This is a genomic window from Streptomyces yangpuensis, from assembly GCF_001005295.1.
GTDB lineage: Bacteria > Actinomycetota > Actinomycetes > Streptomycetales > Streptomycetaceae > Streptomyces > Streptomyces yangpuensis.
This window is the reverse complement of the sequence record NZ_LBMK01000004.1, coordinates 121,216-144,164: the sequence shown is the minus strand read 5'-3', so window position 1 is coordinate 144,164 and position 22,949 is coordinate 121,216. Positions and strand designations below refer to the sequence as shown.

Below are 22,949 nucleotides of genomic sequence, written 5' to 3'. Positions count from 1 at the left end.
CAGCGTAGGCGTATGCCGTACGCTGTCAACCGTCATGCCGCGCCCCCGTTCGCTCACCCAGGACCAACTGTCCGCCGCCGCCCTCGCCGTGATCGACCGTGAGGGACTGCCCGGGCTGTCGATGCGCGCCGTAGCCGTCGAACTCGGCATCAGCACCATGGCCCTGTACCGGTACGTGCAGGACCGCGGGGAGCTCGAAGCCCTCGTCGTCGAACTGGTCCTCAGCGCCGTGGACAGCACCCCGCCGCCACCGGACGCCGGCACCTGGCAGGCGCGGGTCACCCTGCTGGTCGACCGGCTGCGCACGACCGTCGGCGCGCACCCCGGCGTACTGCCGCTCACCTTCACCCACCGGCACCGCTCCCCGGGCGTGCTGCGCTGGGGGGAGACCGTCCTGGGGGTGCTGGGCGAGGCCGGACTCGGCCCGGAGGAGCGGATCGTCGCCCTGCGCGCCCTGCTCGCCTACGTGATCGGCGCGATCCAGCAGGAACACCTCGGCGCCCTCTCCGGTGCGGGCACCACCGCGATCGCCGCGCTCCCGGCGGAGGAGTACCCGTACCTGACCGAGGCGGCCCGCAGCGCCCGCTCCCTCACCCCGGACCGGGAGTTCCACGGCGGCCTCGCCCTGCTGCTGGCGGGTCTGGGCGGCTGACCCGGCCCGGCGTCGTCCAGCCGGGGGATACTCCCCGGGAGCCCACCCCACGGGAACGCTTCAATGAGCCATCGGAGACACTCGCCTCCCTGCCGCTCACAGCGGGATCCGGGGTGGGGCTCCCGCCTGGGTGGCGCAGCCCTGAGCTCCCTGGCAGCAGAGAGGCGCGGGAGGACTGGCGCGATGAACGAGAAGGACCACGGCTTGGGCAGAGCACAGCGTGAGCACTGGGAGCAGACCTACGACGCGCACCCTGGCATGTACGGCGACGAGCCATCGGCCCCAGCCGTTCACGCGGTTGAGGTCTTTCGGGGTGTCAGCGCCTCTCGAGTCCTGGAACTGGGTGCCGGGCACGGCCGTGACGCCCTCTACCTCGCCCGGTCGGGCTTTGCGGTGACAGCCACGGATTTCAGTCCGATGGGGCTTGACCAACTCTCCAGAGCGGCGGAGGCCGCAGGTGTCGCCGATCGTGTTATCACTGCCGTGCACGACGTCCGGGAGCCCCTTCCCCTCCCTGACGCATCTGTGGACGCCGTGTACGCACACATGCTGTTGTGCATGGCTTTGTCCACCGCCGAGATCCACTCTCTGGTCTCGGAAGTCCGTCGCGTCCTGCGGCCCGGTGGAGCGTTCGTCTACACGGTTCGGCACACCGGTGACGCACACTACGGCGCCGGGATCGGCCACGGCGACGACATCTGGGAGCACGGCGGATTCGCTGTGCACTTCTTTCCACGCGAGTTGGTCGATTCCCTTGCCCAAGGGTGGGAGCTGTCCGAAGTACACGAGTTCGAGGAGGGCGGCTTGCCGCGCCGACTGTGGCGTGTCACGCAGACCGTCCCGCGGTAGACAGCCCTGCGAATCGAACGGGACCCGGCGGCAGTACTGGCGGCGCCGCCGGCTCACCTACGTCGTTCGTCAGCCGGGAAGGCTCACCCCAGGCCAACCCTCGTACCCGGCCGACTTCGTGCGTGCACCGAACCGTTTGTCCATAGCGGCGAACAGGGCACGCTTCCCGGTCGTCGTGCCCATGCTCCGGGCGAGCACAGCAGGAGCGCCGAACGGCCCGCCGCCGGGTTTCACGTCCTTGCCGTCAGCGTCCGCACGACGGATCTCGCCGTCCTCGCCGAAGTGGACCGCCAGGCGGGACGTGTCGAGTCTCGGGCCACCCTTGCGGGACATGCCGACTTCGACGTAGGCCCCGGCATTCAGCAGCAGATCCCGCTTCCCCGCCGTGTCGGCGTCCTTCCACTGCTGACCGTTGGTGCGGCCCGTCGGGACTGCGTCAACGCCCGCAGGCTTGGCGGTGCGCTGCTTCTCGTTCAGCGAAGCCAACCGGTCTTCCAGCTTGGCGTACTGCGCCGCGTACCTTGCCGCGCCTTCCTCGCCCTTGAAGAGGCCACGGTCATAGCGGTCTCTCTCCAGGTCTTCCAGCGCCTCACGGGCCTGCCGGATCTGCGGGCGGAAGTCCTCCCCAGCGTGCTCCACCATGCGCACGACCGGGAACGCACCGAACGCCTTGAGGAACATGTCCGTGACGTGCTGCTCCATGCCCTCACCGGCGATGCTCACGCCGTAACAGGTGCTCTCCACACCAGCCTGCCGCGCCTTCAACCGGCCGATGCAGCGGTACCGGGTCCGCCCCTTGGCGATGTAGGTGTACATCCGCGTCCGGCACACCGCGCAGTAGACGATCCCCCGGAGCAGCGACGTGCCTTCCCGACGACGGTCACCAGGGTTGGCCCGCCGGCCCAACTCGTCCTGCAACGCCTGCCAGGTGTCCATGTCGAGAATGGGCGTGCGGTTGACCAGCGGGAGGCCGTCCGTCATCAGGATCGGCTTTCCGTCCTCGATCACCTGCCCCAGCAACTGGGGGTTGGTCAGCAGACTGCGCAGCGTGGACGTGTACCACTGCTTCGAATCGCTGCGCTTGCCCGTCGTCTGGCGGGACGAGTGGCCGGGTGACGGCTTGTCCGAGGCGGTGAGGTCGGATGCGATCTTGAGGAGGGAGTCCTTGTTGAGGACGCGTTCCACGATCCCGTGGATCGTCTCGGCTTCCTCAGGGTTGATCTCCAGCACCTTCCCCGCCCCGTCGGGGTTCGGGACCACCCGATAGCCGTACGGCACTCTGCCGCCCGTATAGCGCCCTTCCCGGCGCAGGTGCTCATGGGCGCTGGAGACGCGCATGCCTATGGTGTCCGACTCCAGTTCCGCGAAGACCGCGATCACCTTCGCCATGGCGCGGCCCATGGACGACGTGAGGTCCAGCGGTTCGCTTGCCGACGCCAGGGCCACGCTAGCGCTCTGCGTGATCTTCATGATCTCGGCGAAGTCCACCGTGGACCGCGCCAGTCGGTCGATCTTGAAGAAGACGATCACATCGAACTCGGCGAGACGGGAAAGGACCCTTTGCAGCCCCGGGCGGTCCAGCCCCCGGGAATAGCCGGACACGTCGATGTCTTCTTCTACTGCAACGACGTTCCAGCCTCTGGCCTGGCACAACGCCTCGCACGCAGCCCGCTGACGCTCGGGCGAGGTAGACTCTTCTGTTTCGCGTGAAAGTCGTACGTAGATGGCAGCGCGCATTCCCGGCGCACTGGCCGAGACGCCTTTAGAGCGTCTGGCACGGGGCAAAGCCCGAGCCATGGCGGGTGTGCTGTCTGTCACGGGACGATCCTACTTCCGGAGGTATGTGTGTCCTGCCTGATCGTCCAGAGCGACAAGACCCTCCTGCTCGAGGTCGACCACGAGCTCGCCGGAGCCGCGCGTCGCGCCATCGCTCCGTTCGCCGAGCTGGAACGGGCACCCGAGCACATCCACACCTACCGGATCACCCCGCTCGGGCTGTGGAACGCCCGGGCCGCGGGGCACGACGCCGAACAGGTCGTCGACGCGCTCGTGGAGTACTCCCGCTACCCGGTGCCGCACGCACTGCTCGTCGACGTCGCCGAGACCATGGCCCGCTACGGCCGCCTCACGCTCTCCAAGCACCCCGTGCACGGACTGGTCCTGACCAGCACCGACCGGCCGGTGCTGGAGGAGATCCTGCGGTCGAAAAAGATCATCCCGCTGGTCGGGGCGCGGCTCGACCCCGACACCGTGGCCGTGCACCCCTCCGAGCGCGGGCAGATCAAGCAGACGCTGCTCAAGCTCGGCTGGCCGGCCGAGGACCTCGCCGGCTACGTCGACGGCGAGGCGCACCCGATCGACCTGGCCGAGGACGGCTGGGCGCTGCGCCCGTACCAGCAGCAGGCCGTCGAGGGCTTCTGGCACGGCGGCTCCGGTGTGGTCGTGCTGCCCTGCGGCGCCGGGAAGACGCTGGTCGGCGCGGGCGCGATGGCGAAGGCGAAGGCGACCACGCTGATCCTGGTGACGAACACCGTCTCCGCCCGCCAGTGGAAGCACGAGCTGGTCAGGCGGACGTCGCTGACGGAGGACGAGATCGGCGAGTACTCCGGTACCCGCAAGGAGATCCGGCCGGTCACGATCGCCACCTACCAGGTCCTGACGACCAAGCGGAAGGGCGTCTACCCGCACCTGGAGCTCTTCGACTCCCGGGACTGGGGCCTGATCGTCTACGACGAGGTGCACCTGCTGCCCGCGCCGGTCTTCAAGTTCACCGCCGACCTCCAGGCGCGGCGCCGGCTCGGCCTGACCGCGACGCTGGTGCGCGAGGACGGGCGGGAGTCGGACGTCTTCTCGCTGATCGGGCCGAAGCGGTTCGACGCGCCGTGGAAGGAGATCGAGGCGCAGGGCTACATCGCGCCGGCCGACTGCGTGGAGGTACGGGTCAACCTGACCGAGTCCGAGCGGCTGGCGTACGCGACCGCCGAGACGGAGGAGAAGTACCGCTTCTGCGCGACGACGGCGACGAAGCGGAAGGTCACCGAGGCGCTGGTACGCAAGCACCGGGGCGAGCAGACCCTCGTCATCGGGCAGTACATCGACCAGCTCGACGAGCTCGGCGAGCACCTGGACGCGCCCGTCATCAAGGGCGAGACCTCCAACGCGCAGCGCGAGAAGCTCTTCGACGCGTTCCGCGAGGGCGAGATCAACGTGCTGGTCGTGTCGAAGGTCGCGAACTTCTCCATCGACCTGCCGGAGGCGACGGTCGCCATCCAGGTGTCGGGCACCTTCGGCTCGCGCCAGGAGGAGGCGCAGCGTCTGGGCCGTGTCCTGCGCCCGAAGGCGGACGGTCACGAGGCGCGGTTCTACTCGGTCGTCGCGCGCGACACCATCGACCAGGACTTCGCGGCGCACCGCCAGCGGTTCCTCGCCGAGCAGGGGTACGCCTACCGGATCATGGACGCCGACGAGCTGCTGGCGAACGACTGACCGACCGTCCGTGGGCCGCCGCCCGGATCCGGGCGGCGGCCACGGCGAGCAGGGGGACGCCCCAGACCCACAGGCCCGGCCCGTCCAGCACGAGGGCGCGGCCGGTGGCCGCCAGGTGCCGGGACCAGAAGGCGGCGGATTCCTCGGGCAGGACCAGGCGGCCGAGCAGGGCGGTCCCGGCCAGGGCGGCCAGTGCCGTCAGCCCGGCCCGCACCCGGCGGGTGGCCAGCAGGCAGGGGACGAGGACCGCCGGGGTCAGGGTGATCCCGGCGGCGATGCCCAGGGCGAAGCCCTTGCCGAGCGCGGCGCCGGGGCGGGCCAGGTCCCACAGGACCAGGCAGGCGAGGGCGAGGTTGATCTGGCCGGGGAGCGGGGCCTGGAACAGCGGCTCCAGCCACAGCCCGGCGATGGTGGCGGCCAGGACGGGCCTGGTCCGGGCCGGCAGTCCCGCGAGCCGGCAGGACAGGGCGATGAGCAGGGCGAGCAGTCCGGCGTTGCCGAGGACGAGCACGGCCTTCAGTAACCCGGCGGGCAGCCAGGCGGCCGGGGTGAACAGGATCGCCGCGAACGGCGGATATCCGGTGGGCGGGTGCCACTCGGCGGCGGAGAAGCCCTCGACGAGGTCATCGGCCACGGGGACGCGCAGGGCGATGCAGAGCACGCCCAGGACGAGGAGCGAGCCCGTCACCAGCGCACCGGCGGGGAAGGACGGCGAGCGGCTGGGGGCGGGGCTCAAGGTCACGCGCGTGACCCTAGTGGATCAGTCGACACGGCTATGCGTTCACCCTCAGGCCATTGCAACGAAAGGGTGAGCCGCATGTTGCATTCACCTTCAACTCCATTGCACAGACCGACAGAACTGGCTTGTTCAGCAGCCGAATCGAGCCCTGAATGCTCGTTGACCGATCTGTGAACGCAATGCAGCTTCGGAGTCGTTCAGCAATTCTCGAACACCGACCACCACGGGGGGATTCATGGGCAGGAGCAACGGCGGCTTCTCCGAAGCGGGGCTGCGCACGGTGCGCGACGTGCTGACGCGGTACGTCGACTCCGGGAAGATCCCCGCAGTGGTCGCCCTCGTCGGCCGGGGCGGGGAGACGCACGTCGAGGCGGTCGGAACGATGCGCCACGACGGCGGCGCGCCGATGAGCGACTTCTGGACCACGGCCTACCAGGCGATCGACGCCTGACACCCGGCCGCGGGGGCGCGGGGCGCGGGCCGGAGCCTCAGCGGCGTATGACGCCCGCGTCCTCCGCGTACTCGCCCAGCACGACGACACTCACGGCGGCCGCCGCGAACACCTTCGCGGCGTGCAGCATGCTGCCGAGGCGGTGGCGGGGCGTGGAGTCGGAGATGGCGGTGGCGCCGCTCGGGCGGCCGCCCTGGATCGGGGTGAAGGTTGCGGTGCTCATGAATCCATGGTGCGCCGCCGCCACCGGATCCACATCGCCCTGCAGGCCTAATCGCCGGGCCCCCGACCTCCTCCTTCCGTCGCATGCCACCCCTCGGGGTACCTACCGAAGGTCTGACACTCCCCGGTACGACACCCGTACGGGGGTCCCGCCCGCGACGGACTCCGGGCCCGGAGAATCCGTTCGCGCGGGCGCGCCCCGCTGGCTAGAATCTCCGCTCTTGCCGCCTCCCACCGCCTCACCGGGGAGAGCCGCCCGCCGGCCGGAAACCGGGGGCTTCTGTTCCGTTCCAGCAGCTGGAGGCAGTCCCGTGCCCGCGCACGCCCCCCAGACCACCCCCGACGACGCGACGCCCGCCGACCCGCTGGGCCGCGAACGGGCCCACCTCACCGCCTCGCGCTCCGCCCTGCGCGCCATGCGCGAGGACGTCGAGGCCCTCGACATCCGCGACGTCACCGCGAACTGGGTCAACGCGATCGTCCTGCAGGCCCAGATCGACGACCGCATCAAGGCCCTCGCCGACCTCGCACACACCCCCCTGTTCTTCGGGCGCCTCGACTACCTGCACTCCCCCGGCGCCGAGCTCGCCGAGGGCGCGGAGGGCGAGCAGTTCTACATCGGCCGCCGCCACGTCCACGACGCCGACGGCGACCCGATGGTCATCGACTGGCGCGCACCCGTCTCCCAGCCCTTCTACCGGGCCTCGAAGAAGGACCCGCAGGACATCGCCCTGCGCCGCCGCTTCGGCTACACCGGCGGCGAACTGACCGCCTACGAGGACGAGCACCTGTCCGACCCGGCCGAGGCGGCCGCCGTCAGCAAGCTGCTCCAGCAGGAGATCGAGCGCCCGCGCGTCGGCCCCATGCGGGACATCGTGGCGACCATCCAGCCGGAGCAGGACGAGATCGTCCGTTCCGGCCTGTCCGGCTCGGTCTGCGTACAGGGAGGCCCCGGCACCGGGAAGACGGCCGTCGGCCTGCACCGGGTGGCGTACCTGCTGTACGCGCACCGCGAGCGCCTCGCCCGCACCGGCACCCTCGTCATCGGCCCGAACCGTTCCTTCCTGCACTACATCGAGCAGGTCCTCCCCGCACTGGGCGAGCTGGAGGTCAAGCAGGCCACCGTCGACGACCTGGTGGCCCGCGAGGGCCTGGAGGTACGCGGCACCGACCCCGCCGAGACCGCCGTCGTCAAGGGCGACGCCCGTATGGCGGAGGTGCTCCGCCGCGCGGTCCGCTCGCACGTCGGCCGCCCCACGGAACCGCTGATGGTGGTCCGCGGCTCGCGCCGCTGGCGCGTACCGGCGTACGAGCTGGAGGAGATGGTCGAGGAGCTGCAGAACCGCGACATCCGCTACGGCGCCGCCCGCGAGGCCCTGCCCCGGCGCATCGCGCACGCCGTCCTGGTCCGCATGGAACAAGCGGGCGAGGCCCCGGACGACCGCGTCCAGGACGCGGTGGCCCGCAACGCGGCCGTGAAGGCCGCGGTCAAGGAGATCTGGCCGCCCGTCGAACCGGCGAAGCTGGTCCTGCGCCTCCTCTCCGACCCCGACTTCCTCGCCGAACACGCGCAGGACGTCCTGACAGCGGACGAACAGAAGCTCCTGCTGTGGCCGAAGCCGTTCCGCAGCGTGAAGTCGGCGAAGTGGTCCGCCGCCGACCTCGTCCTCATCGACGAGGCCTCCGACCTGGTGGAACGCACCCACTCGCTCGGCCACGTCGTCCTCGACGAGGCGCAGGACCTCTCCCCCATGCAGTACCGCGCGGTGGGCCGGCGCTGCACGACCGGCTCGGCGACGGTCCTGGGCGACCTCGCGCAGGGCACCACGCCGTGGGCCACGCGCAGCTGGGACGAGGCCCTGACCCACCTCGGCAAGCCGCAGGCGGTACTGGAGGAACTGACGGCCGGCTTCCGCGTACCGCGCGAGGTCATCGCCTACGCCTCCCGCCTGCTGCCGGCGATCTCCCCGGGCCTGGCCCCGGTCTCCTCCGTCCGCGAAACCCCGGGATCGCTCCGGGTCACCGAGACCGACGACCTGACAGCAGCGGTGATCAGGTCCTGCCGCGAGTCCCTGGCCCACGAGGGCTCCATCGGCCTGATCGCCGCGGACGCCCGCGTCCCCGCCCTGGCCGAGGCCCTGCTGGCGGCGGGCCTGCCGTACCTGTCGCCCGGCGAGGAGACGACCGCGGAGTCCCGCCTGACGCTGGTCCCGGCCTCGCTGGCCAAGGGCCTGGAGTACGACTACGTGGTCCTCGACGAGCCCGCGGCGATCGTCGACGGCGAACCGGACGAGCGGACTGGCCTGCGCCGCCTGTACGTCTGCCTCACCCGAGCCGTCTCAGGCCTGACGGCCCTCCACTCCGCCCCCCTCCCCCAGGCCCTGGCCTGACCTTTCGTCCGCCACCGCCGGGTGGCGCCCCGGGCTGGACTGCGGGGCCCGGCCTCCGCCGGCCTCCTGGGGCTCCGCCCCAGACCCCGCGCCTCAATCGCCGGCGGGGCTGATCTGGCCCGGCAAGGCCGGCTTGGCCCCGCCGGGCTGGCTTGGCCCGGCAGGGTGGATCGGCCGGTCAGGAGTCCAGTGCGGCTCGCCACTCGGCGACGGCGGCAGCCGAGACCGGCCGATCCCACCCGCCCGGACGCGCCGCCCCGCCGATGTGGAACGCGTCCACCCCGCCCGCGCGCAGCACCGGCACGTGCGCCAGCCCCAGCCCCCCGCCCACCAGAATCCGCGCCCCGTACCCCGGCTCACCACCCCGCGCCACCTCCGCGAGCAGCACCGGCAGCCCCTCCTCGACCCCGGCCGCCGCCCCGGCCGTCAGGTAGGTGTCCAGGCCGGGCAGGTCGGCCAGCGCCTTGCGCAGCTGGTCCCGGTCCGCCGCGCGGTCGATCGCCCGGTGGAAGGTCCACGCGCAGCCCCCCAGCTCCGCGAGAACCGCCTCGACCGCGGCCAGGTCGGGGCTGCCGTCCGCGTCGAGGAAACCCAGGACGAACTCCCGCGCCCCCTCCGCCCGCAGCTCCCGGGCCGTCGCGGCCAGCAGGGAGACGTCCCCCGCCGCGAAGCCGTCCGCCTTGCGGATCATCACGCGCAGCGGGATGTCGACGGCCGCGCGGATCGCCGCGAACGTCTCGCGCGCCGGGGTGAGGCCGTCGGCAGCCATGTCGGTGACCAGCTCCAGGCGGTCCGCCCCACCTGCCTGGGCCGCGACCGCGTCCTCCACGTCGAGGGCGATCACCTCCAGGAGCGCACGGTTGCTCATTCGATCCCATCCTTCGGAAGAACGCTCGGGAGAGCGAGGGGTCGGGGGAGCTCGCGCAAGGCCAGAGCCCCCACAACAGGTCTAGTCCAATATCCAGGGTACGGGCCTCCGGCCGGGCTCCACCAGCACAATCACGCCACCCCCACAATGTGCCCATGGACATAGGCACCCCGCGCACCGACACCACGGACCTCCGCCCGGACCTCCGCCCGGATCTGCGCGCCCGCTGGCACGCGGCCGTCACCGCCGCCGGCGCCCCCGCCGACCGCGATCCCGCCCCCTACGCCGACCGCCTCCTCACCGCCTGGGCGGAGCCCCAGCGCCGCTACCACACCACCGCGCACCTGGCCGACGTACTCGCCCGGATCGACGTACTCGCACCCCACGCCGCCGACCCCGCCGCCGTCCGGCTGGCCGCCTGGTTCCACGACGCCGTCTACCGCCCCGACCGCTCCGAGAACGAGGAGCGCAGCGCCGCCCTCGCCGAGCGGGCCCTCCCCGAGCTCGGCATCGACGCCGCACGCACCGCCGAGGTGGCCCGCCTGGTCCGGCTCACCGTCACCCACGACCCCGCCCCCGGCGACACCGACGGCGAGGTGCTCTGCGACGCCGACCTGGCGGTCCTGGCCGGCACCCCGCAGGAGTACGCCGCCTACGCCGCCGCCGTCCGCGACGAGTACGGCTTCGTCCCCGACGACGCCTTCCGCACCGGCCGCGCCGCCGTCCTGCGCCAGCTCCTCGACCTGCCGCGCCTCTTCCGCACCCCCTACGGCACCGCGCACTGGGAGGCCCCGGCCCGCGCGAACCTCGCCACCGAACTGGCCGCCCTGACCGCCGGGGATTCACCCGACTGACATACACGGGGGAATTCGACCGCGTTCACACGGGTTGGTGACAGTCATGCCCGCAGATGCCGCACGCCCCCGCTCCCGCATGCCCGTAGCCGTCTACGTCCTCGGCCTGTCCGTCTTCGCACTCGGCACCAGCGAGTTCATGCTCTCCGGGCTGCTGCCACCGATCGCCGACGACATGGGCGTCAGCATCCCGCAGGCGGGCCTGCTCATATCGGCCTTCGCGATCGGCATGGTCGTCGGCGCACCCCTGCTGGCCGTGGCCACCCTGCGGCTGCCCCGCCGCACCACCCTGATCGCCCTGATCAGTGTCTTCGGCCTCGGGCAGGTCGCGGGCGCGCTGGCCCCCTCCTACGCGTTCCTCTTCGCCTCCCGCGTGGTCGCGGCCCTCGCCTGCGCAGGCTTCTGGGCCGTCGGCGCGGCCGTCGCCATCGCCATGGTCGACAAGGACCAGCGGGCCCGCGCCATGGCCGTGATGATCGGCGGCCTGTCCATCGCCAACGTCCTCGGCGTACCGGCCGGCGCGTTCCTCGGCGAGCACCTGGGCTGGCGCTCCGCGTTCTGGTCGGTCGCCGCCGCCTCCGCGGTCGCCCTCGTCGGCATCCTGGCGCTCATCCCCAGGATCCCGCTGCCCGCCGAGAGGCCGACGCTCCGCCGCGAGCTGCGCATCTACGGCGACCGCCAGGTGTGGCTCGCGATCGGCATCACCGCACTCGGCGCCGGCGGTGTCTTCTGCGCCTTCAGCTACCTGTCACCGCTGCTCACGGACGTCGCCGGGCTGGACTCCGCGTGGGTCCCGTGGATCCTCGGCCTCTTCGGGGTCGGCGCGCTGGTCGGCACCACCATCGGCGGCCGGGTCGCCGACGCGCACCTGTTCGGCGTGATGATCTGGGGCATCACCGCCTCCACCGTCTTCCTGACGGCCCTCGCCCTGCTGGCCTCGGCCGCGGTCGCCGCGATCGCGCTGTCCTTCCTGCTCGGCGTCTCGGCCTTCTTCACCGCCCCGGCGCTCAACGCCCGCATGTTCAACGTGGCCGGCGCCGCCCCGACCCTGGCCGGGGCGACCACCACGGCCGCGTTCAACCTCGGCAACACCGGCGGCCCCTGGCTCGGCGGCACCGTCATCGACGCCGGCCTGGGCTTCTCCGCCACCGCCTGGGCGGGCGCCGCCATGACCGTCACCGCGATCGGCCTCGCCGTGGCCGCCCTGCGCCTGGACCGCCGTACGCCACCCCGCGTGACCCGTGTGGTCGCCGCAGGCGGCACCACCCCCGCCCCCGCTCCCGCGGAGGCCGCCGCCCGCGCCTGACCACGCCCGCTACCCGTCCCCGAAGATCGCGTCGGCGGACGGCGCGGTGACGGCCCGCCGGAGCCAGCGGCCCAGGATTTCGGCGTCACCACACCCGGTGACCCGCTCCCGCACCGCCTCGGGAACGTCGAGGCCCCTTTCGGCAAGCACGGCCAGCACGTCCTCGACAGCACGCCGCGCCTCGCCCTCGGCTCGGCCCTCGTCACGGAGTTCTTCGGAAAGGGGCGACTTGTAGAAAGAGAGGTCCACGGCCACCAGCTTCCTCCAGAGTGCTGCGGATGGGTGCTTGCCCATGCCTTGTGCGATGAATGCGACGCGGGGTCATCCGGACGGGTGAGACCCGGGCGGTTCGGGCCGGCAGTCGTGGCAGCGGCCCGGTTCGGCGGCGCGGAAGGCGCGGTCGCAGGCGTCGCAGTTCCGGAGCGGGTGTCTGACGACATCGCGTGTTACCAGGGCGCTGAACCGCGGCATGGGCGGGAGCTGGGCGGCGAGGCGGTGGGCCACGATGGCGGCCGGACGGTTCAGGGGCTCCGCCGGCAGGCCGGACGTCAGGGCGTGGCGCACGGCGCTCGGCGGCAGGTCGCGCTCCAGCCAGGCCACGACACCGGGGGCGAGGTGCTCGACCTCCGTGGCGGACAGCAGCAGGCGGGGATCCCAGCGGCGCAGGCCCGTGAGGACCTCGACGGCGGACCGGAGGAGGTCGGGGGCCCGGTACGCGGGCTGCGGCACGGCGGGCAGGGCGCGGCGCGGCGGCTCGCCCTCCCGGCGCGGCGGGCGCCGGACCTTCGGCTTCGGCTTCGGCCCGTCCGCGGCGCCGGACCGGCCCGGCTGGTTGCAGGAGACCGTGCGGGTGACGACCCGGCCGGTGCTGGTGCGTTCGCAGGTGCGGCGCAGATAGCCGTGGGTCTCCAGTTCGCGCAGGGCCGCGGCGATCCGCGTCTTCCCCTCGGGGAACCGGGCCGCGAGGGTCCTGATGTCGATGAGCGCACCACCGGGCAGTGACTGGATGTGGACGGACAGGCCGATGGCCAGCAGCGACAGCTCGGCATGCTGGGCGAGGTGGTTGCCGATCACCGTGAAACGGCTGGTGTGGCGGGAGTTGTCGTGGATGACGCCGCCGGAGCGGTTGTTCGCGCGGATGCCCCGGGAAGGGTGGTTTTCCTTGCCGTTACGGGGCTGGGCGGGCGGGCGCACGCTAGTGTTCTGGGTATCCATCAGGAAGGTGCTGTCTTCCTCGGTGGTCAGGCCCCCGCACCGGGATTCGCACTCCCGGCGGGGGCCGACGCATGTCAGCGGTGTTGTGCTCTGTCGCGCTGAGCGTAGATCAGGCAACCCGCCTCGAAGCCAGCCAAGTTGGCCTTTTTCACTCAAGCGAGTGAGCGTGCGCCGAAGGCGGTGCCAGGCCGGTGCCAGGGCCGGAGCCGGGGGCGGAGGGGTGGGGCTTGGTGGGGTGCTTTCTCTCTCGTGTTCTGAGTATCGGGATCGTCCCTTGCACCGGCGTCCCACCCCACGGGCTCCGGTCCCGGTCGCCGCCCCGGGCCCGCCTTCCTACGATGGGAAGGTCGGCTCGGGGATCCGGATACCGCTCGGGGACGTGCGTCAGAGGTGATCCTGCATGGGCCGGTACCGCACGCCCACCGTCCTGGCCGCCGCCTCCCTGCTGCTGACCGCGCTGTGCGCGGGCCAGGCCCCCGCCGCCGCCCCGCCGGGCCGGGTCGGCATCGACGACGTGATCGCCGAGAAGCTCGACGACGCGGTCACCGCGGCCATGCGCGAGGCCGGCATCCCGGGTGTGGCCGTCGGCCTGTGGATCGACGGCGACGAGCCCTACGTACGCGCCTTCGGCACCTCCGACAAAGCCACCGGCACCCCCATCAAGACCGACATGCACACCCGCATCGGCAGCGTCACCAAGACCTTCACCATCACCGGCGTCCTCCAGCTCGTCGACGACGGGACGGTACGGCTCGACGCGCCGATCTCGACGTACCTCGACGGGGTGCCCGGCGGCGACCGCATCACCGTCCGGCAGCTCGCCGAGATGCGCAGCGGCCTCTACAACTACACCGAGGACCCACGCTGGCTGGCCGCCTTCAAAGCCGACCCCTACCGCTCCTGGACCCCGCAGCAGTTGCTGGACATCGCCTTCCGGCACCCGGCGGACTTCCCGCCGGGCGCGCGCTGGGAGTACTCCAACACCAACACCGTCCTGCTCGGCCTGCTGGTCGAGAAGATCAGCGGCCAGCCCCTGCACACCTACCTGGAGCAGGAGGTCTTCGAACCGGCCGACCTGGACTCGACCTCGCTGCCGACCGGCGCGGAGATCACCAGCCCATACGTGCACGGCTACACGAACTTCACCCCGGACGGCGCGACCGTCGACGCCTCGCAGTGGAACCCCTCCTGGGGCTGGGCGGCCGGCGCGATGATCTCCACCGTCGACGACCTGCACTCCTGGGTCCCGACCCTGGTCAGCGGGCGGCTGCCCGACGGCGGCCGACTGCTGGAACCGGGCACGCAGGCCCAGCGGCTGCGCATGCTGCCCACCGGGCACCCCGAGGTGGGCTACGGGCTCGGCATCGCCGCCATCGACGGCTGGGTCGGCCACAGCGGCGAGCTGCCCGGCTACGAGACCATCGCCGTCCGCCTCCCGCAGGACCGGGCCACCCTGGTGATCGTCGTGAACTCCGACGTGGACGGGAAGTTCGGCAACCTGAGCTCCCTCGTCGCCAACAAGGTCACCGAGATCGTGACCCCGGAGCACGTCTGGTCCCTCCCGAAGGCGGCCCAGCCCAACGCGGTCCCGGAACCGTCCGCGTCGCCCGCACCGCCCGCCTCGCCCGCATCCCCTGCGTCGCCCGCACCGCCCGCATCCCCTGCGTCGCCCGCACCGCCCGCATCCCCTGCGTCGCCCGCACCGCCCGCGTCGCCGCAGCCGTAGGGCCGGCCTGCGCGGCCGTCGCCGCCCCCACCACGCCGGCCACCGCCGACGGTACCTGGGACGACCGGGGAGGCGACCGGGACGTCCCGGTCCTGACGTCCCGCTGTGCTGGTTCAGGCCGCCGGGCGGCCCTTCGGGCGGCGCAGGCCCGCCGCCGTGAGCCGGCGCACCAGCTCCTTGCTGCCGATCTCCACCGCACCCGCGCCGACGGCGTCGGCGTACCGGTGCGAGGGCACGTCGTAGTGGTCCCGCTCGAAGGCCCGCGGCGGACAGCCGATGGACGCCGCGAAGGCGTGCAGCTCCTCGTACGAGACGTCGCTGACCAGGTGGGACCACATACGGCCGTGGCCCGGCCAGGTCGGCGGGTCGATGTAGACGGTCACGGGCGGCTCACCCGAGGCCGAGGACGGGCCCGAGGCCGCCGACCGCGGCCACTCTCACGCCCGCCTCCGAGCACACCCAGTGCGGGTCGGCTCCCAGCTCCGGCTCCACGTCCAGCGCGTGCGGTTCGCCGTGTGCGCAGACCGGGCAGAGCGGCCAGCGCCCGTACTTCTCCAGCAGCGAGTCCTGCACGTCCTGGGCGACGAGCCCCGGAAGGTAGTCGACCCCTTCCGGCCACTGCTCCACCCACCACCGGCGGTGCGTGACCGAGTCCTCGACGAGGGAGACGACGTCAGCATCGGCGACCTTGCCTGCGGCGAGATCGGCGAGCACGAGTGCGCGGGCGACGTGCAGCGCCTGCTCCAGGGGGGTCGTACGGTCCATGAGGCCATTGTGGACCTCCCGGGCGCCCCTGAAGAAGGGCCGCCCGTCGTGGGCCCAATGGCGGATTGACCACCACCCCGCCCGAAAATAGCTTTCAGAGGTGCGCAAGAAGCCGAAAGCGACCCCCGCGGGCCCGCCACCCGCCCGCCGGAACTCCGCCGGCCGACCCGCGCCACCGGCCCTTGCCGCAACCGCAGCGGCCACAGCCACCGTCACCGTCACCGCCACCAGTCGTGCACGTCGCCGCAGCGGCAGGTGCGCCGGAGGCACGGGGGCCGTGGGCGGGGACCGGTACAACGGGGGTCCCTTCGGCACCGTCGGCCGCGACCGCGCCCCCAAGCTGCGGCGCACCGGCTCGCCGCCCGTCCCCGCCACCCGGCGGGGGCACGCGCGCGGCCGGGCCGGGTCGCGCGGCCGGGCCGCACTTCGTCGGAACAGCGCCCGGGGCGGACGCCCGGGCAAGGGGGCCGGCCGCCGCGACGGCCCCGTACCGGTACCCGGCGCAGCCCGGCCCGCCCACCGCTCCGCCCGTCGGCCACCGCACGCCCTCACGCCCTCACGCACCGCCGAACCGCCCGCCGAACCGCCGAACCGCCGGAGGCCCCCGCCATGACCGCGTACGCCGAACTCCGCGCCCAGCTGGAGACGCTGACCACCGAGGCCTTCCGCCCCGAACTAGCCGAGATCGACCGGCTGTCCACCCTCGACATCGCCCGCACCATGAACGCCGAGGACGCCACCGTCCCGGCCGCCGTCGCCGCACAGCTCCCGCGGATCGCCGCCGCCATCGACGCGATCGCGGAGCGGATGGCCCGCGGCGGCCGCCTCGTCTACGCCGGCGCCGGCACCGCCGGCCGGATGGGCGTCCTGGACGCCAGCGAGTGCCCGCCCACCTTCAACACCGACCCGGCCGACGTCGTCGGCCTGATCGCCGGCGGCCCCTCCGCCATGGTCAAGGCCGTCGAGGGCGCCGAGGACTCCCCGCAACTGGCCGCCGACGACCTGGCCGCACTGCGGATCGGGCCGGACGACACCGTCATCGGCATCTCCGCCTCCGGCCGCACCCCGTACGCGATCGGTGCCGTCACCGCCGCCCGCGACCGCGGCGCGCTCACCGTCGGCCTGTCCTGCAACGCCGGCTCCGCACTCGCCGCCGCCGCCGACCACGGCATCGAGGTCGTCGTCGGCCCGGAACTCCTCACCGGCTCCACCCGCCTCAAGGCCGGTACCGCGCAGAAGCTCGTCCTCAACCTCATCTCCACCATCACCATGATCCGCCTGGGCAAGACCTACGGGAACCTCATGGTCGACATGCGCTCCTCCAACGAGAAGCTGCGCGCCCGCGCCCGCCGCATCGTGGCGCTGGCCACCGGCGCCCCCGACGAGGAGATCGAGGCCGCGCTCACCGCCACCGGCGGCGAGGTCAAGAACGCCATCCTGGTCGTCCTCGGCGAGGTCGACGGCCCGGCCGCCGCCGGGCTCCTCGCCGCCTCCCACGGCCACCTCCGCGCGGCCCTCGCCCGGGCCCGGACCCGCTGACCCACCCCCTACGGCAAGGCGACCACCACCATGTCCACTGAGCCCCCCGAGCCCAACAAGCCCACCGAGCCCGCCCAGCCCGCCGAGCCGACGAAGCCGGCGAAGCCGACGAAGCCGACCGACAAGAACCGCGCCACGGCCGCCGCGATCCTCCCCCTGGTCGGCGGCCCGGACAACGTCAGCGCGGTCGCGCACTGCATGACCCGCCTGCGTATCTCGCTGCGCGACCGCGCCCTCGTACAGGACGAGGCCCTCAGGTCCCTCCCGGCGGTCCTGGGCGTGGTGGAGGACGACACGACGTACCAGATCGTGCTCGGCCCGGGCGCGGTCGCCCGCATCACCCCGGAGTTCGAGGCCCTGGTCGAGGAGGGCCGCTCAGCCGCGCCCCCCACCGCGCCCCCCGGCACCGCCGGCGAACTCGCCGCCCGGGGCGCGGCCCTGAAGGAGGCCCAGAAGGCACGCAACGCCACCCCCTTCAAACTGATGCTGCGCCGGATCGCGAACATCTTCGTGCCGCTGATCCCGGCCCTCATCGGCTGCGGGATCATCGCGGGCCTGAACGGCCTGCTCATGAACCTGGGCCTGCTGCCGTCCGTGGTCCCGGCGCTCGCCGCGATCGCGTCCGGCTTCATGTCGCTGATCGCGGTGTTCGTCGGCCACAACACCGCCAAGGAGTTCGGCGGCACACCGATCCTGGGCGGCGCGGTCGCCGCGATCATCGTCTTCCCGGGCGTCGCGAAGATCACCGTCCTCGGTACGGAGCTCAGGCCCGGCCAAGGCGGCGTCCTGGGCGCGCTCGCCGCCGCCCTGCTCGCCGTGTACGTGGAGAAGCGCTGCCGGCGGCTGGTCCCCGAGGCCCTGGACGTCCTGGTCACCCCCACCCTCACGGTCCTGATCTCGGGCCTGGTCACCCTCTTCGGCCTGATGTTCCTCGCCGGTGAGGCCTCCGCCGCCATCGGCACGTTCGCCGACGGACTGCTGTCCACCGGCGGCGCGTTCGCGGGCCTGGTCCTGGGCGGGCTCTTCCTCCCGCTGGTGATGCTCGGCCTGCACCAGGCCCTGATCCCGATCCACACCACCCTCATCGAGCAGTCCGGCCACACCGTCCTGCTGCCGATCCTCGCCATGGCGGGCGCGGGCCAGGTCGGCGCGGCCCTCGCCGTCCACTGCCGCCTCCCGCGCAACGGCTCGCTGCGCGCGACCATCAGGTCGGCCCTCCCGGCGGGCTTCCTGGGCATCGGCGAACCGCTGATCTACGGCGTCTCCCTGCCGCTCGGCCGCCCCTTCGTCACGGCCTGCGTCGGCGGCGCGGCCGGCGGCGCGTTCGTCGGCCTCTTCAACCAGCTGGGCATGGCCTTCGGCTCGACGGCCATCGGCCCCTCCGGCTGGGCCCTCTTCCCGTTGCTGGACGGCGGTTCCGGCCTGGGCGTCACCGTCGCGATCTACGCGGGCGGCCTGCTGACCGGCTACCTCGTCGGCTTCGCCGCCACCTACTTCTTCGGCTTCACGGGCCGGATGCTGGCCGACCTCGACACCGACCCGGACCCGGCCGCCCCGGACCCCGTAACGGGCCCCTCGAAGGAAGCGGCCCTGACACAGCACTAGAGAGGGCCGCCGGCCGGCCGGGCGGGGCGCGACCTGGGCGATGGTGGTCGTTTGAAGCTGCCCGCCGGCGCCGTAGGTGCCACCGCCCGGCTCGACATCGTCCGCATCTCCGCCGGCCCCCAACGCCCAGTACCTCCCGCTGCGCTTCCGCGAGGCCGCGGGCATGATCAGACCATGATCGACTCCATACCCCCCGTGGTCCCGGCCGGCCGGATGCGCGCCCTCACCCAGCCGGAACTCCCCCTCCCCGGCGGGATGCTGCTGCGCCCCTGGACCCCGGACGACGCGCCCGCGCTCGTCGCCGCCCACCTCGACCCGGACATCCGGCACTGGAACCGCCCCAGCCGGCTGGACCTGGCCGGCGCCGAAGCGCGGATCGCCCGCTGGCACGAACGCTGGCAGGCGGAGAAAGCCGGAACCTGGGCGGTCGCCCCCGACGGCGGCCGGGCCGTCGGCCTGATCGGCATCGCCGACATCGACCTGGCGGGCGGCAGCGGCGAGATCCTCTACTGGCTGCTCCCCGCCGGACGCGGCACCGGCGTCATGGTGAAGGCCACCGACCGCCTGGCCCGCTGGGCCTTCGACGACCTCGGCCTGCACCGCGTACGCATCACCCACTCCGTGGCCAACCCGGCCTCCTGCACCGTCGCGACGAAGGCCGGCTTCCCCCTGGAGGGCACCATGCGCGGCGCCCTGCTGCACGCGGACGGCTGGCACGACGAACACCTCCACGCCCGCCTCCGCACGGACACCGCCCCATAGCGCCCCGGCCCCACCTCCGACGCGTGGCCTTGACGATGCCGTCGCTCGGCGGTCACAGCGATCAGCAGCTCGGCGAGCGAGGATGCTTCGGCACCTCAGGCACGTTCGCCGACCTCGTCAGTGAGGGCCAGCCGGTCGAAGCCTCGTACGGCCCCGCTCAAGAGGCGGTATCAGGCGGTCTCGGACCGCCGGCAGACGCATCCGGGCCCACACGCTCCTGTCGACCAGGTACGTGGTCACCGCCACGCACCCCGCATCACGTCCGGGTCGCGCAGGTCGTCGAAGACGCCCTCATCCATCAGTTCCACGAAGCGCCGCCGCCGGGCACCGGCCACGAATTCAGCCAACGCTCCATTGGCGGTCGCTCGCTTCGTAGTCGTGCCGTCCACCCCCGAGCGGGCGAGTCCGCTGCTCACACTCCGGCATCGGCCACTCCGCCGACCGACCGCGAAAAGCCGGCCGGATCGTCCGCCGAGTACGGTGCGTCCCGGTTGCGGGAGCCGTCGGCGCCCGGCCCTGACATCAGCAGCGCACGTTCGTCCCTGACCGCATCGCGGCGCGGATCGTCCGGCGGTCCGCCCCTCCACCCTGCGTCGGCGAGATCCTTCTCAAGCCAGCACAGCTTCCAGGCCAGCTCGAACTCCCAGCTCTGCGCCACCTCGAAGAAGCCCTCCAGGGCCGCCTCGCAGCGGGCCCGCTCCCGGTCGCACCCGCTCACGGATGCGCCCGCTCGTGGAGTACGGCGGCCAGCCGGAGCGCGGTGTCCAGGTTGCAGCGGCCCAGGTCGACCAGCGGCAGGCCGTACGTACCGGCCGCCGTGACGCGTTCCACGCCGAGGGAGGGGAAGACGACGCCCACCCCGTCGAGCGCTTCCTTCAGCTCCCGTACGGCCTCCTCGGCCGCCTGGATCCGTTCCGTGGGCGTGAGCACCATGACATGTCACCTTTCTACTCTGAGTGGTCGGGTTCTGCACACAGCGTGGTGACCGGATGGCTAGCCTTTCAAGGAAGCACCCTGAACAACCCCACCTGTTGGCGCTGGAGTTGCCGTGGCCGGTAAGAACCTCGACCCCTCCTCCTCACCCCGCGCCCTGCTCGGCGCCGAACTGCGCGTCGCGCGCGAGCGTGCGGGCATGAGCCAGGCCGAGCTCGGCGAACCGCTCTTCGTGAGCGGCTCGTTCATCGGCCAGCTCGAATCGGGCACCCGCCGGATGCACCTCGAATTCGCCCGCCAGATAGACGAACTCCTCGACACGAACGGCTTCTTCGCCCGCAACTGCGCGGCGGCGGCCAAGTCCAAGTACCCGGACCACTTCGCCGAGGCGGCCGAAGCGGAGGCTCTGGCGAAGACCATCCGCGACTACGCACCGCAGCTCATCCCTGGCCTGCTCCAGACCGAGGCCTACGCACGCGCGGTATGTCGCGCCTACCAGCCGACCGCAACGGAGCAGGTGATCGACGAGCTGGTCGAAAGCCGTCTGGCTCGCGCCTCGCTCCTCGTTGATCCAACTACGCCACTGTTGTGGTGCGTGTTTGACGAGGCGGTCATTCGCCGCGAAGTCGGCAGTCGGGAGGTAATGGCCGAAGCTCTGCGGCACATCATCGCCCTGGGCCGATCCCACCGGATCATCGTCCAGGTGATTCCGTTCAGCGCCGGCGCGCATGCGGGGATGATGGGGCTGCTCAAGCTGATGTCGTTCGAGGACGCCCCACAGCTTTCCTACGCCGAAGGCAACGGAACCGGGCGGCTGTTCGACGATCCGGCCACGGTCGCCCGCCACGTGCTGAACTACGATCTGCTCACGGCCAGTGCGCTCCCACCTCGGGAATCACTGACCATGATCGAGTCCGCGGCGAAGGATTACGAGCATGCCTGAATACGACCTGTCGGCGGCCATATGGCATAAGTCGAGCTACAGCGGCGGTGACGGCGGCGAGTGCCTGGAGATGGCCACCTGGCCGAGGTCCGACCACAGCGGGGCCAGCGGCAGCATCACGGTTCCCGTCCGGGACTCGAAGGTGCCGGACGGCCCCCACCTCACCTTCCGCGGGCCCGCCTGGGAGGCGTTCCTCACCAGTCTCTGACCCGCTTCAGGGCCACGTACGACGGCAGTTCACCCGACGGGTCCAGGTTCACGAACGTGTAGCCCTCGACACCCGTCGGGTAGATCTCGAACCGCCGGCCCAGCGGGACGTCCCGCAGGATCGTGGGCTCGGCACCGGCCCGGCCCGTGGTGCCGTCCAGATGCCACAGGTGCGTCCGGGCGGCGGTCGACGTCACCACGTCGACCCCGCCCGGGGCGCGGCCCTGCGCGAGCCCGAGGACCGTGGCCCCGTCGAGCCCGGCGTGCCATACGCGGCGGCCGTCCAGCAGGGAGTACGCCGAGACCCCCGGGGCCTTGCCCCTCACCGGGAGGACGAGCCGGTCACCGCTGACGATCGGGCCCGGTTCCGTGAGGAGGTCCTCCTTAGGGCCCACCACCGGCACCGCGCCCCGCTCGCGCCCCGCATCGTCGAACAGCCGCACCGTGTCGCCCGCGCGCAGCGCGACCGGGCGCGCCGACAGCATGCGCAGCTCCGCCGACGGGCCCACACGCAGCGTGGTCTGCCACGCCGGGGCGCCCGTCCGCGCGTCCAGTGAGACCAGCCGCGCCGAACCGGCGCCGGGGCAGTCCTCCACGTACAGGACGCGGTCGGCGGCGCCGTCGAGGGCGCGGGCCCGGCAGCCGGCCGGGACCGGGGTCCGCCAGCTTTCCCCGCCGCCGCGCAGGTCCACGCCGAGGAGGGCGCCCTCCGTCACGACGACGGCCGTGGCGTCCACCACCGCGACCGGCGGGGAGGTCCCGTCGGCGGGCGGGGCCGCCGGGAAGTCCTTGGCCCACAGCTCCTTGCCCTGCTCCAGGTCCACGGCCGAGACCCGGGCGCCGCAGCCGCCCGACGGCCGCGCTGCCGCGAGGAGCCCGATGTCGTCCGCGATGGTCCGGCTCAGCGCGCAGAAGGTGGTGCCTTCGGGGGCGGCGCGGCCTCCCGCGCTGCGGCCCTCGCCGTTGTAGAGGAACAGGGCGTCCGTGCGGACCCGTACGAGGCCTTGCCCGGGGCGCTGCCAGGCACCGATCGGCGGTGCCGCCTCCGGCTTCTCCGCCTGCCACCAGGTCCACGCGTACGCCTGCGGGCCGCGCATCCACTGGTACCCCTGCCAGGCCGGCCACAGCGCGGCCAGTGCGACGGCCGCCGCCAGCCAGCGGACCGGCGCGCCCCGGCTGCCGCCGCGCCCGCGCGCCAGCAGGACGTACGCGAGGACGCCGAAGGCGGGGGTGAGCAGGAGCAGCAGCTCCCGGCCCCGGGTCCACTCGACGGTGGTCATCCAGCCGAGCAGCAGCAGGTACAGCACGGTCACGGCGGCGACGGCCGTGCCGGAGACGAACAGGGCGCGCGGCAGCCACCGAGCAGCCCGAGATGTGTGGTCGTCCATGATCCCCCCTGGCGGCGAGCCTAACCGGCCGCGCCGACAGGGGTCGGGT

The 22,949-nt window shown here is 72.6% G+C and carries 22 protein-coding genes and 2 pseudogenes; 13 read left to right on the top strand and 11 right to left on the bottom strand.

Annotated elements, in window-relative coordinates:
- Positions 1-34: 34 nt before the first annotated feature.
- Both AAT21_RS22110 and AAT21_RS22105 read left to right on the top strand, forming a co-directional pair.
- On the top strand, positions 35-652 hold the full coding sequence (locus AAT21_RS22110) for a TetR/AcrR family transcriptional regulator C-terminal domain-containing protein (RefSeq protein WP_046778703.1): 618 nt from the start codon (positions 35-37) through the stop codon (positions 650-652).
- A gap of 183 nt (positions 653-835) precedes the next feature.
- Positions 836-1,501, top strand: a complete 666-nt coding sequence (locus AAT21_RS22105; protein ID WP_046778702.1) for a class I SAM-dependent methyltransferase — start codon at positions 836-838, stop codon at positions 1,499-1,501.
- A 69-nt stretch (positions 1,502-1,570) separates the two neighbouring features.
- Here AAT21_RS22105 and AAT21_RS22100 read toward each other — a convergent pair whose 3' ends face one another.
- Positions 1,571-3,319, bottom strand: a complete 1,749-nt coding sequence (locus tag AAT21_RS22100) for a recombinase family protein (RefSeq protein ID WP_157879766.1) — start codon at positions 3,317-3,319, stop codon at positions 1,571-1,573.
- A gap of 27 nt (positions 3,320-3,346) precedes the next feature.
- On the opposite strand from AAT21_RS22100, the gene AAT21_RS22095 reads away from it, so the two are divergent.
- Positions 3,347-4,987 carry a DNA repair helicase XPB gene (locus AAT21_RS22095; RefSeq protein ID WP_046778700.1) on the top strand — a complete coding sequence of 547 codons (1,641 nt, stop codon included), beginning with the start codon at positions 3,347-3,349 and terminating at the stop codon, positions 4,985-4,987.
- Here the strand turns inward: AAT21_RS22095 and AAT21_RS22090 are convergent.
- Positions 4,953-5,729 carry a glycosyltransferase 87 family protein gene (locus tag AAT21_RS22090; RefSeq protein ID WP_046778699.1) on the bottom strand — a complete coding sequence of 259 codons (777 nt, stop codon included), beginning with the start codon at positions 5,727-5,729 and terminating at the stop codon, positions 4,953-4,955. The genes AAT21_RS22095 and AAT21_RS22090 overlap by 35 nt on opposite strands.
- 232 nt (positions 5,730-5,961) lie before the next feature.
- Between AAT21_RS22090 and AAT21_RS22085 the strand changes: the two are divergent.
- Positions 5,962-6,135: pseudogene (locus tag AAT21_RS22085) on the top strand (serine hydrolase); the annotation flags it as partial.
- Positions 6,136-6,214: 79 nt separating this feature from the next.
- Here the strand turns inward: AAT21_RS22085 and AAT21_RS22080 are convergent.
- Positions 6,215-6,400, bottom strand: a complete 186-nt coding sequence (locus AAT21_RS22080) for a hypothetical protein (RefSeq protein ID WP_030662445.1) — start codon at positions 6,398-6,400, stop codon at positions 6,215-6,217.
- 415 nt (positions 6,401-6,815) lie between these two features.
- Here AAT21_RS22080 and AAT21_RS22075 point away from each other — a divergent pair, with 415 nt between their 5' ends.
- On the top strand, positions 6,816-8,789 hold the full coding sequence (locus AAT21_RS22075; RefSeq protein ID WP_412180334.1) for a HelD family protein: 1,974 nt from the start codon (positions 6,816-6,818) through the stop codon (positions 8,787-8,789).
- A gap of 178 nt (positions 8,790-8,967) precedes the next feature.
- On the opposite strand, the gene AAT21_RS22070 is transcribed toward AAT21_RS22075, so the two are convergent.
- On the bottom strand, positions 8,968-9,657 hold the full coding sequence (locus tag AAT21_RS22070) for a copper homeostasis protein CutC (protein ID WP_046778696.1): 690 nt from the start codon (positions 9,655-9,657) through the stop codon (positions 8,968-8,970).
- Positions 9,658-9,812: 155 nt separating this feature from the next.
- On the opposite strand from AAT21_RS22070, the gene AAT21_RS22065 reads away from it, so the two are divergent.
- Both AAT21_RS22065 and AAT21_RS22060 read left to right on the top strand, forming a co-directional pair.
- Complete coding sequence (locus AAT21_RS22065) at positions 9,813-10,511, top strand: HD domain-containing protein (protein WP_046778695.1); 699 nt, start codon at positions 9,813-9,815, stop codon at positions 10,509-10,511.
- 79 nt (positions 10,512-10,590) lie between these two features.
- On the top strand, positions 10,591-11,817 hold the full coding sequence (locus AAT21_RS22060) for a Cmx/CmrA family chloramphenicol efflux MFS transporter (RefSeq protein ID WP_167350616.1): 1,227 nt from the start codon (positions 10,591-10,593) through the stop codon (positions 11,815-11,817).
- Positions 11,818-11,826: 9 nt separating this feature from the next.
- Here AAT21_RS22060 and AAT21_RS22055 read toward each other — a convergent pair.
- Both AAT21_RS22055 and AAT21_RS22050 read right to left on the bottom strand, forming a co-directional pair.
- Positions 11,827-12,138, bottom strand: a pseudogene (locus tag AAT21_RS22055) (hypothetical protein); the annotation flags it as partial.
- Positions 12,139-13,032: a helix-turn-helix domain-containing protein gene (locus tag AAT21_RS22050; RefSeq protein ID WP_079025878.1), complete on the bottom strand. Its 894-nt coding sequence runs from the start codon at positions 13,030-13,032 to the stop codon at positions 12,139-12,141.
- Positions 13,033-13,432: 400 nt separating this feature from the next.
- Here AAT21_RS22050 and AAT21_RS22045 point away from each other — a divergent pair, with 400 nt between their 5' ends.
- A complete protein-coding gene (locus AAT21_RS22045; RefSeq protein ID WP_079025877.1) occupies positions 13,433-14,758 on the top strand; it encodes a serine hydrolase domain-containing protein in 1,326 nt (441 codons plus the stop codon).
- 113 nt (positions 14,759-14,871) lie between these two features.
- Here AAT21_RS22045 and AAT21_RS22040 read toward each other — a convergent pair whose 3' ends face one another.
- Together AAT21_RS22040 and AAT21_RS22035 are read right to left on the bottom strand one after the other, a co-directional pair.
- Positions 14,872-15,141 carry a DUF4031 domain-containing protein gene (locus AAT21_RS22040; protein ID WP_030961872.1) on the bottom strand — a complete coding sequence of 90 codons (270 nt, stop codon included), beginning with the start codon at positions 15,139-15,141 and terminating at the stop codon, positions 14,872-14,874.
- Positions 15,142-15,148: 7 nt separating this feature from the next.
- Complete coding sequence (locus tag AAT21_RS22035) at positions 15,149-15,523, bottom strand: hypothetical protein (protein WP_046778691.1); 375 nt, start codon at positions 15,521-15,523, stop codon at positions 15,149-15,151.
- A gap of 609 nt (positions 15,524-16,132) precedes the next feature.
- Here AAT21_RS22035 and murQ point away from each other — a divergent pair.
- The 3 genes from murQ (at position 16,133) to AAT21_RS22020 (ending at position 19,429) form a co-directional block, all read left to right on the top strand.
- Positions 16,133-17,062: an N-acetylmuramic acid 6-phosphate etherase gene (gene murQ, locus AAT21_RS22030; protein ID WP_046778690.1), complete on the top strand. Its 930-nt coding sequence runs from the start codon at positions 16,133-16,135 to the stop codon at positions 17,060-17,062.
- A gap of 30 nt (positions 17,063-17,092) precedes the next feature.
- Positions 17,093-18,667, top strand: a complete 1,575-nt coding sequence (locus AAT21_RS22025; RefSeq protein ID WP_079025876.1) for a PTS transporter subunit EIIC — start codon at positions 17,093-17,095, stop codon at positions 18,665-18,667.
- A 174-nt stretch (positions 18,668-18,841) separates the two neighbouring features.
- On the top strand, positions 18,842-19,429 hold the full coding sequence (locus AAT21_RS22020; protein ID WP_046778689.1) for a GNAT family N-acetyltransferase: 588 nt from the start codon (positions 18,842-18,844) through the stop codon (positions 19,427-19,429).
- A 412-nt stretch (positions 19,430-19,841) separates the two neighbouring features.
- Here AAT21_RS22020 and AAT21_RS22010 read toward each other — a convergent pair whose 3' ends face one another.
- Together AAT21_RS22010 and AAT21_RS22005 are read right to left on the bottom strand one after the other, a co-directional pair.
- On the bottom strand, positions 19,842-20,147 hold the full coding sequence (locus AAT21_RS22010) for a hypothetical protein (RefSeq protein WP_046778687.1): 306 nt from the start codon (positions 20,145-20,147) through the stop codon (positions 19,842-19,844).
- Positions 20,144-20,362, bottom strand: coding sequence for a hypothetical protein (locus AAT21_RS22005; RefSeq protein ID WP_046778686.1), 219 nt, complete (start codon positions 20,360-20,362; stop codon positions 20,144-20,146). The genes AAT21_RS22010 and AAT21_RS22005 overlap by 4 nt, the downstream gene beginning before the upstream one ends.
- Positions 20,363-20,477: 115 nt before the next feature.
- On the opposite strand from AAT21_RS22005, the gene AAT21_RS22000 reads away from it, so the two are divergent.
- Positions 20,478-21,305 carry a helix-turn-helix domain-containing protein gene (locus tag AAT21_RS22000; RefSeq protein ID WP_046778685.1) on the top strand — a complete coding sequence of 276 codons (828 nt, stop codon included), beginning with the start codon at positions 20,478-20,480 and terminating at the stop codon, positions 21,303-21,305.
- Positions 21,298-21,513, top strand: a complete 216-nt coding sequence (locus AAT21_RS21995; RefSeq protein ID WP_046778684.1) for a DUF397 domain-containing protein — start codon at positions 21,298-21,300, stop codon at positions 21,511-21,513. Before AAT21_RS22000 ends, AAT21_RS21995 begins: the two co-directional genes overlap by 8 nt.
- Here the strand turns inward: AAT21_RS21995 and AAT21_RS21990 are convergent.
- Positions 21,500-22,900: an outer membrane protein assembly factor BamB family protein gene (locus AAT21_RS21990; RefSeq protein WP_046778683.1), complete on the bottom strand. Its 1,401-nt coding sequence runs from the start codon at positions 22,898-22,900 to the stop codon at positions 21,500-21,502. The genes AAT21_RS21995 and AAT21_RS21990 overlap by 14 nt on opposite strands.
- Between the last annotated feature and the right edge of the window lie 49 nt (positions 22,901-22,949).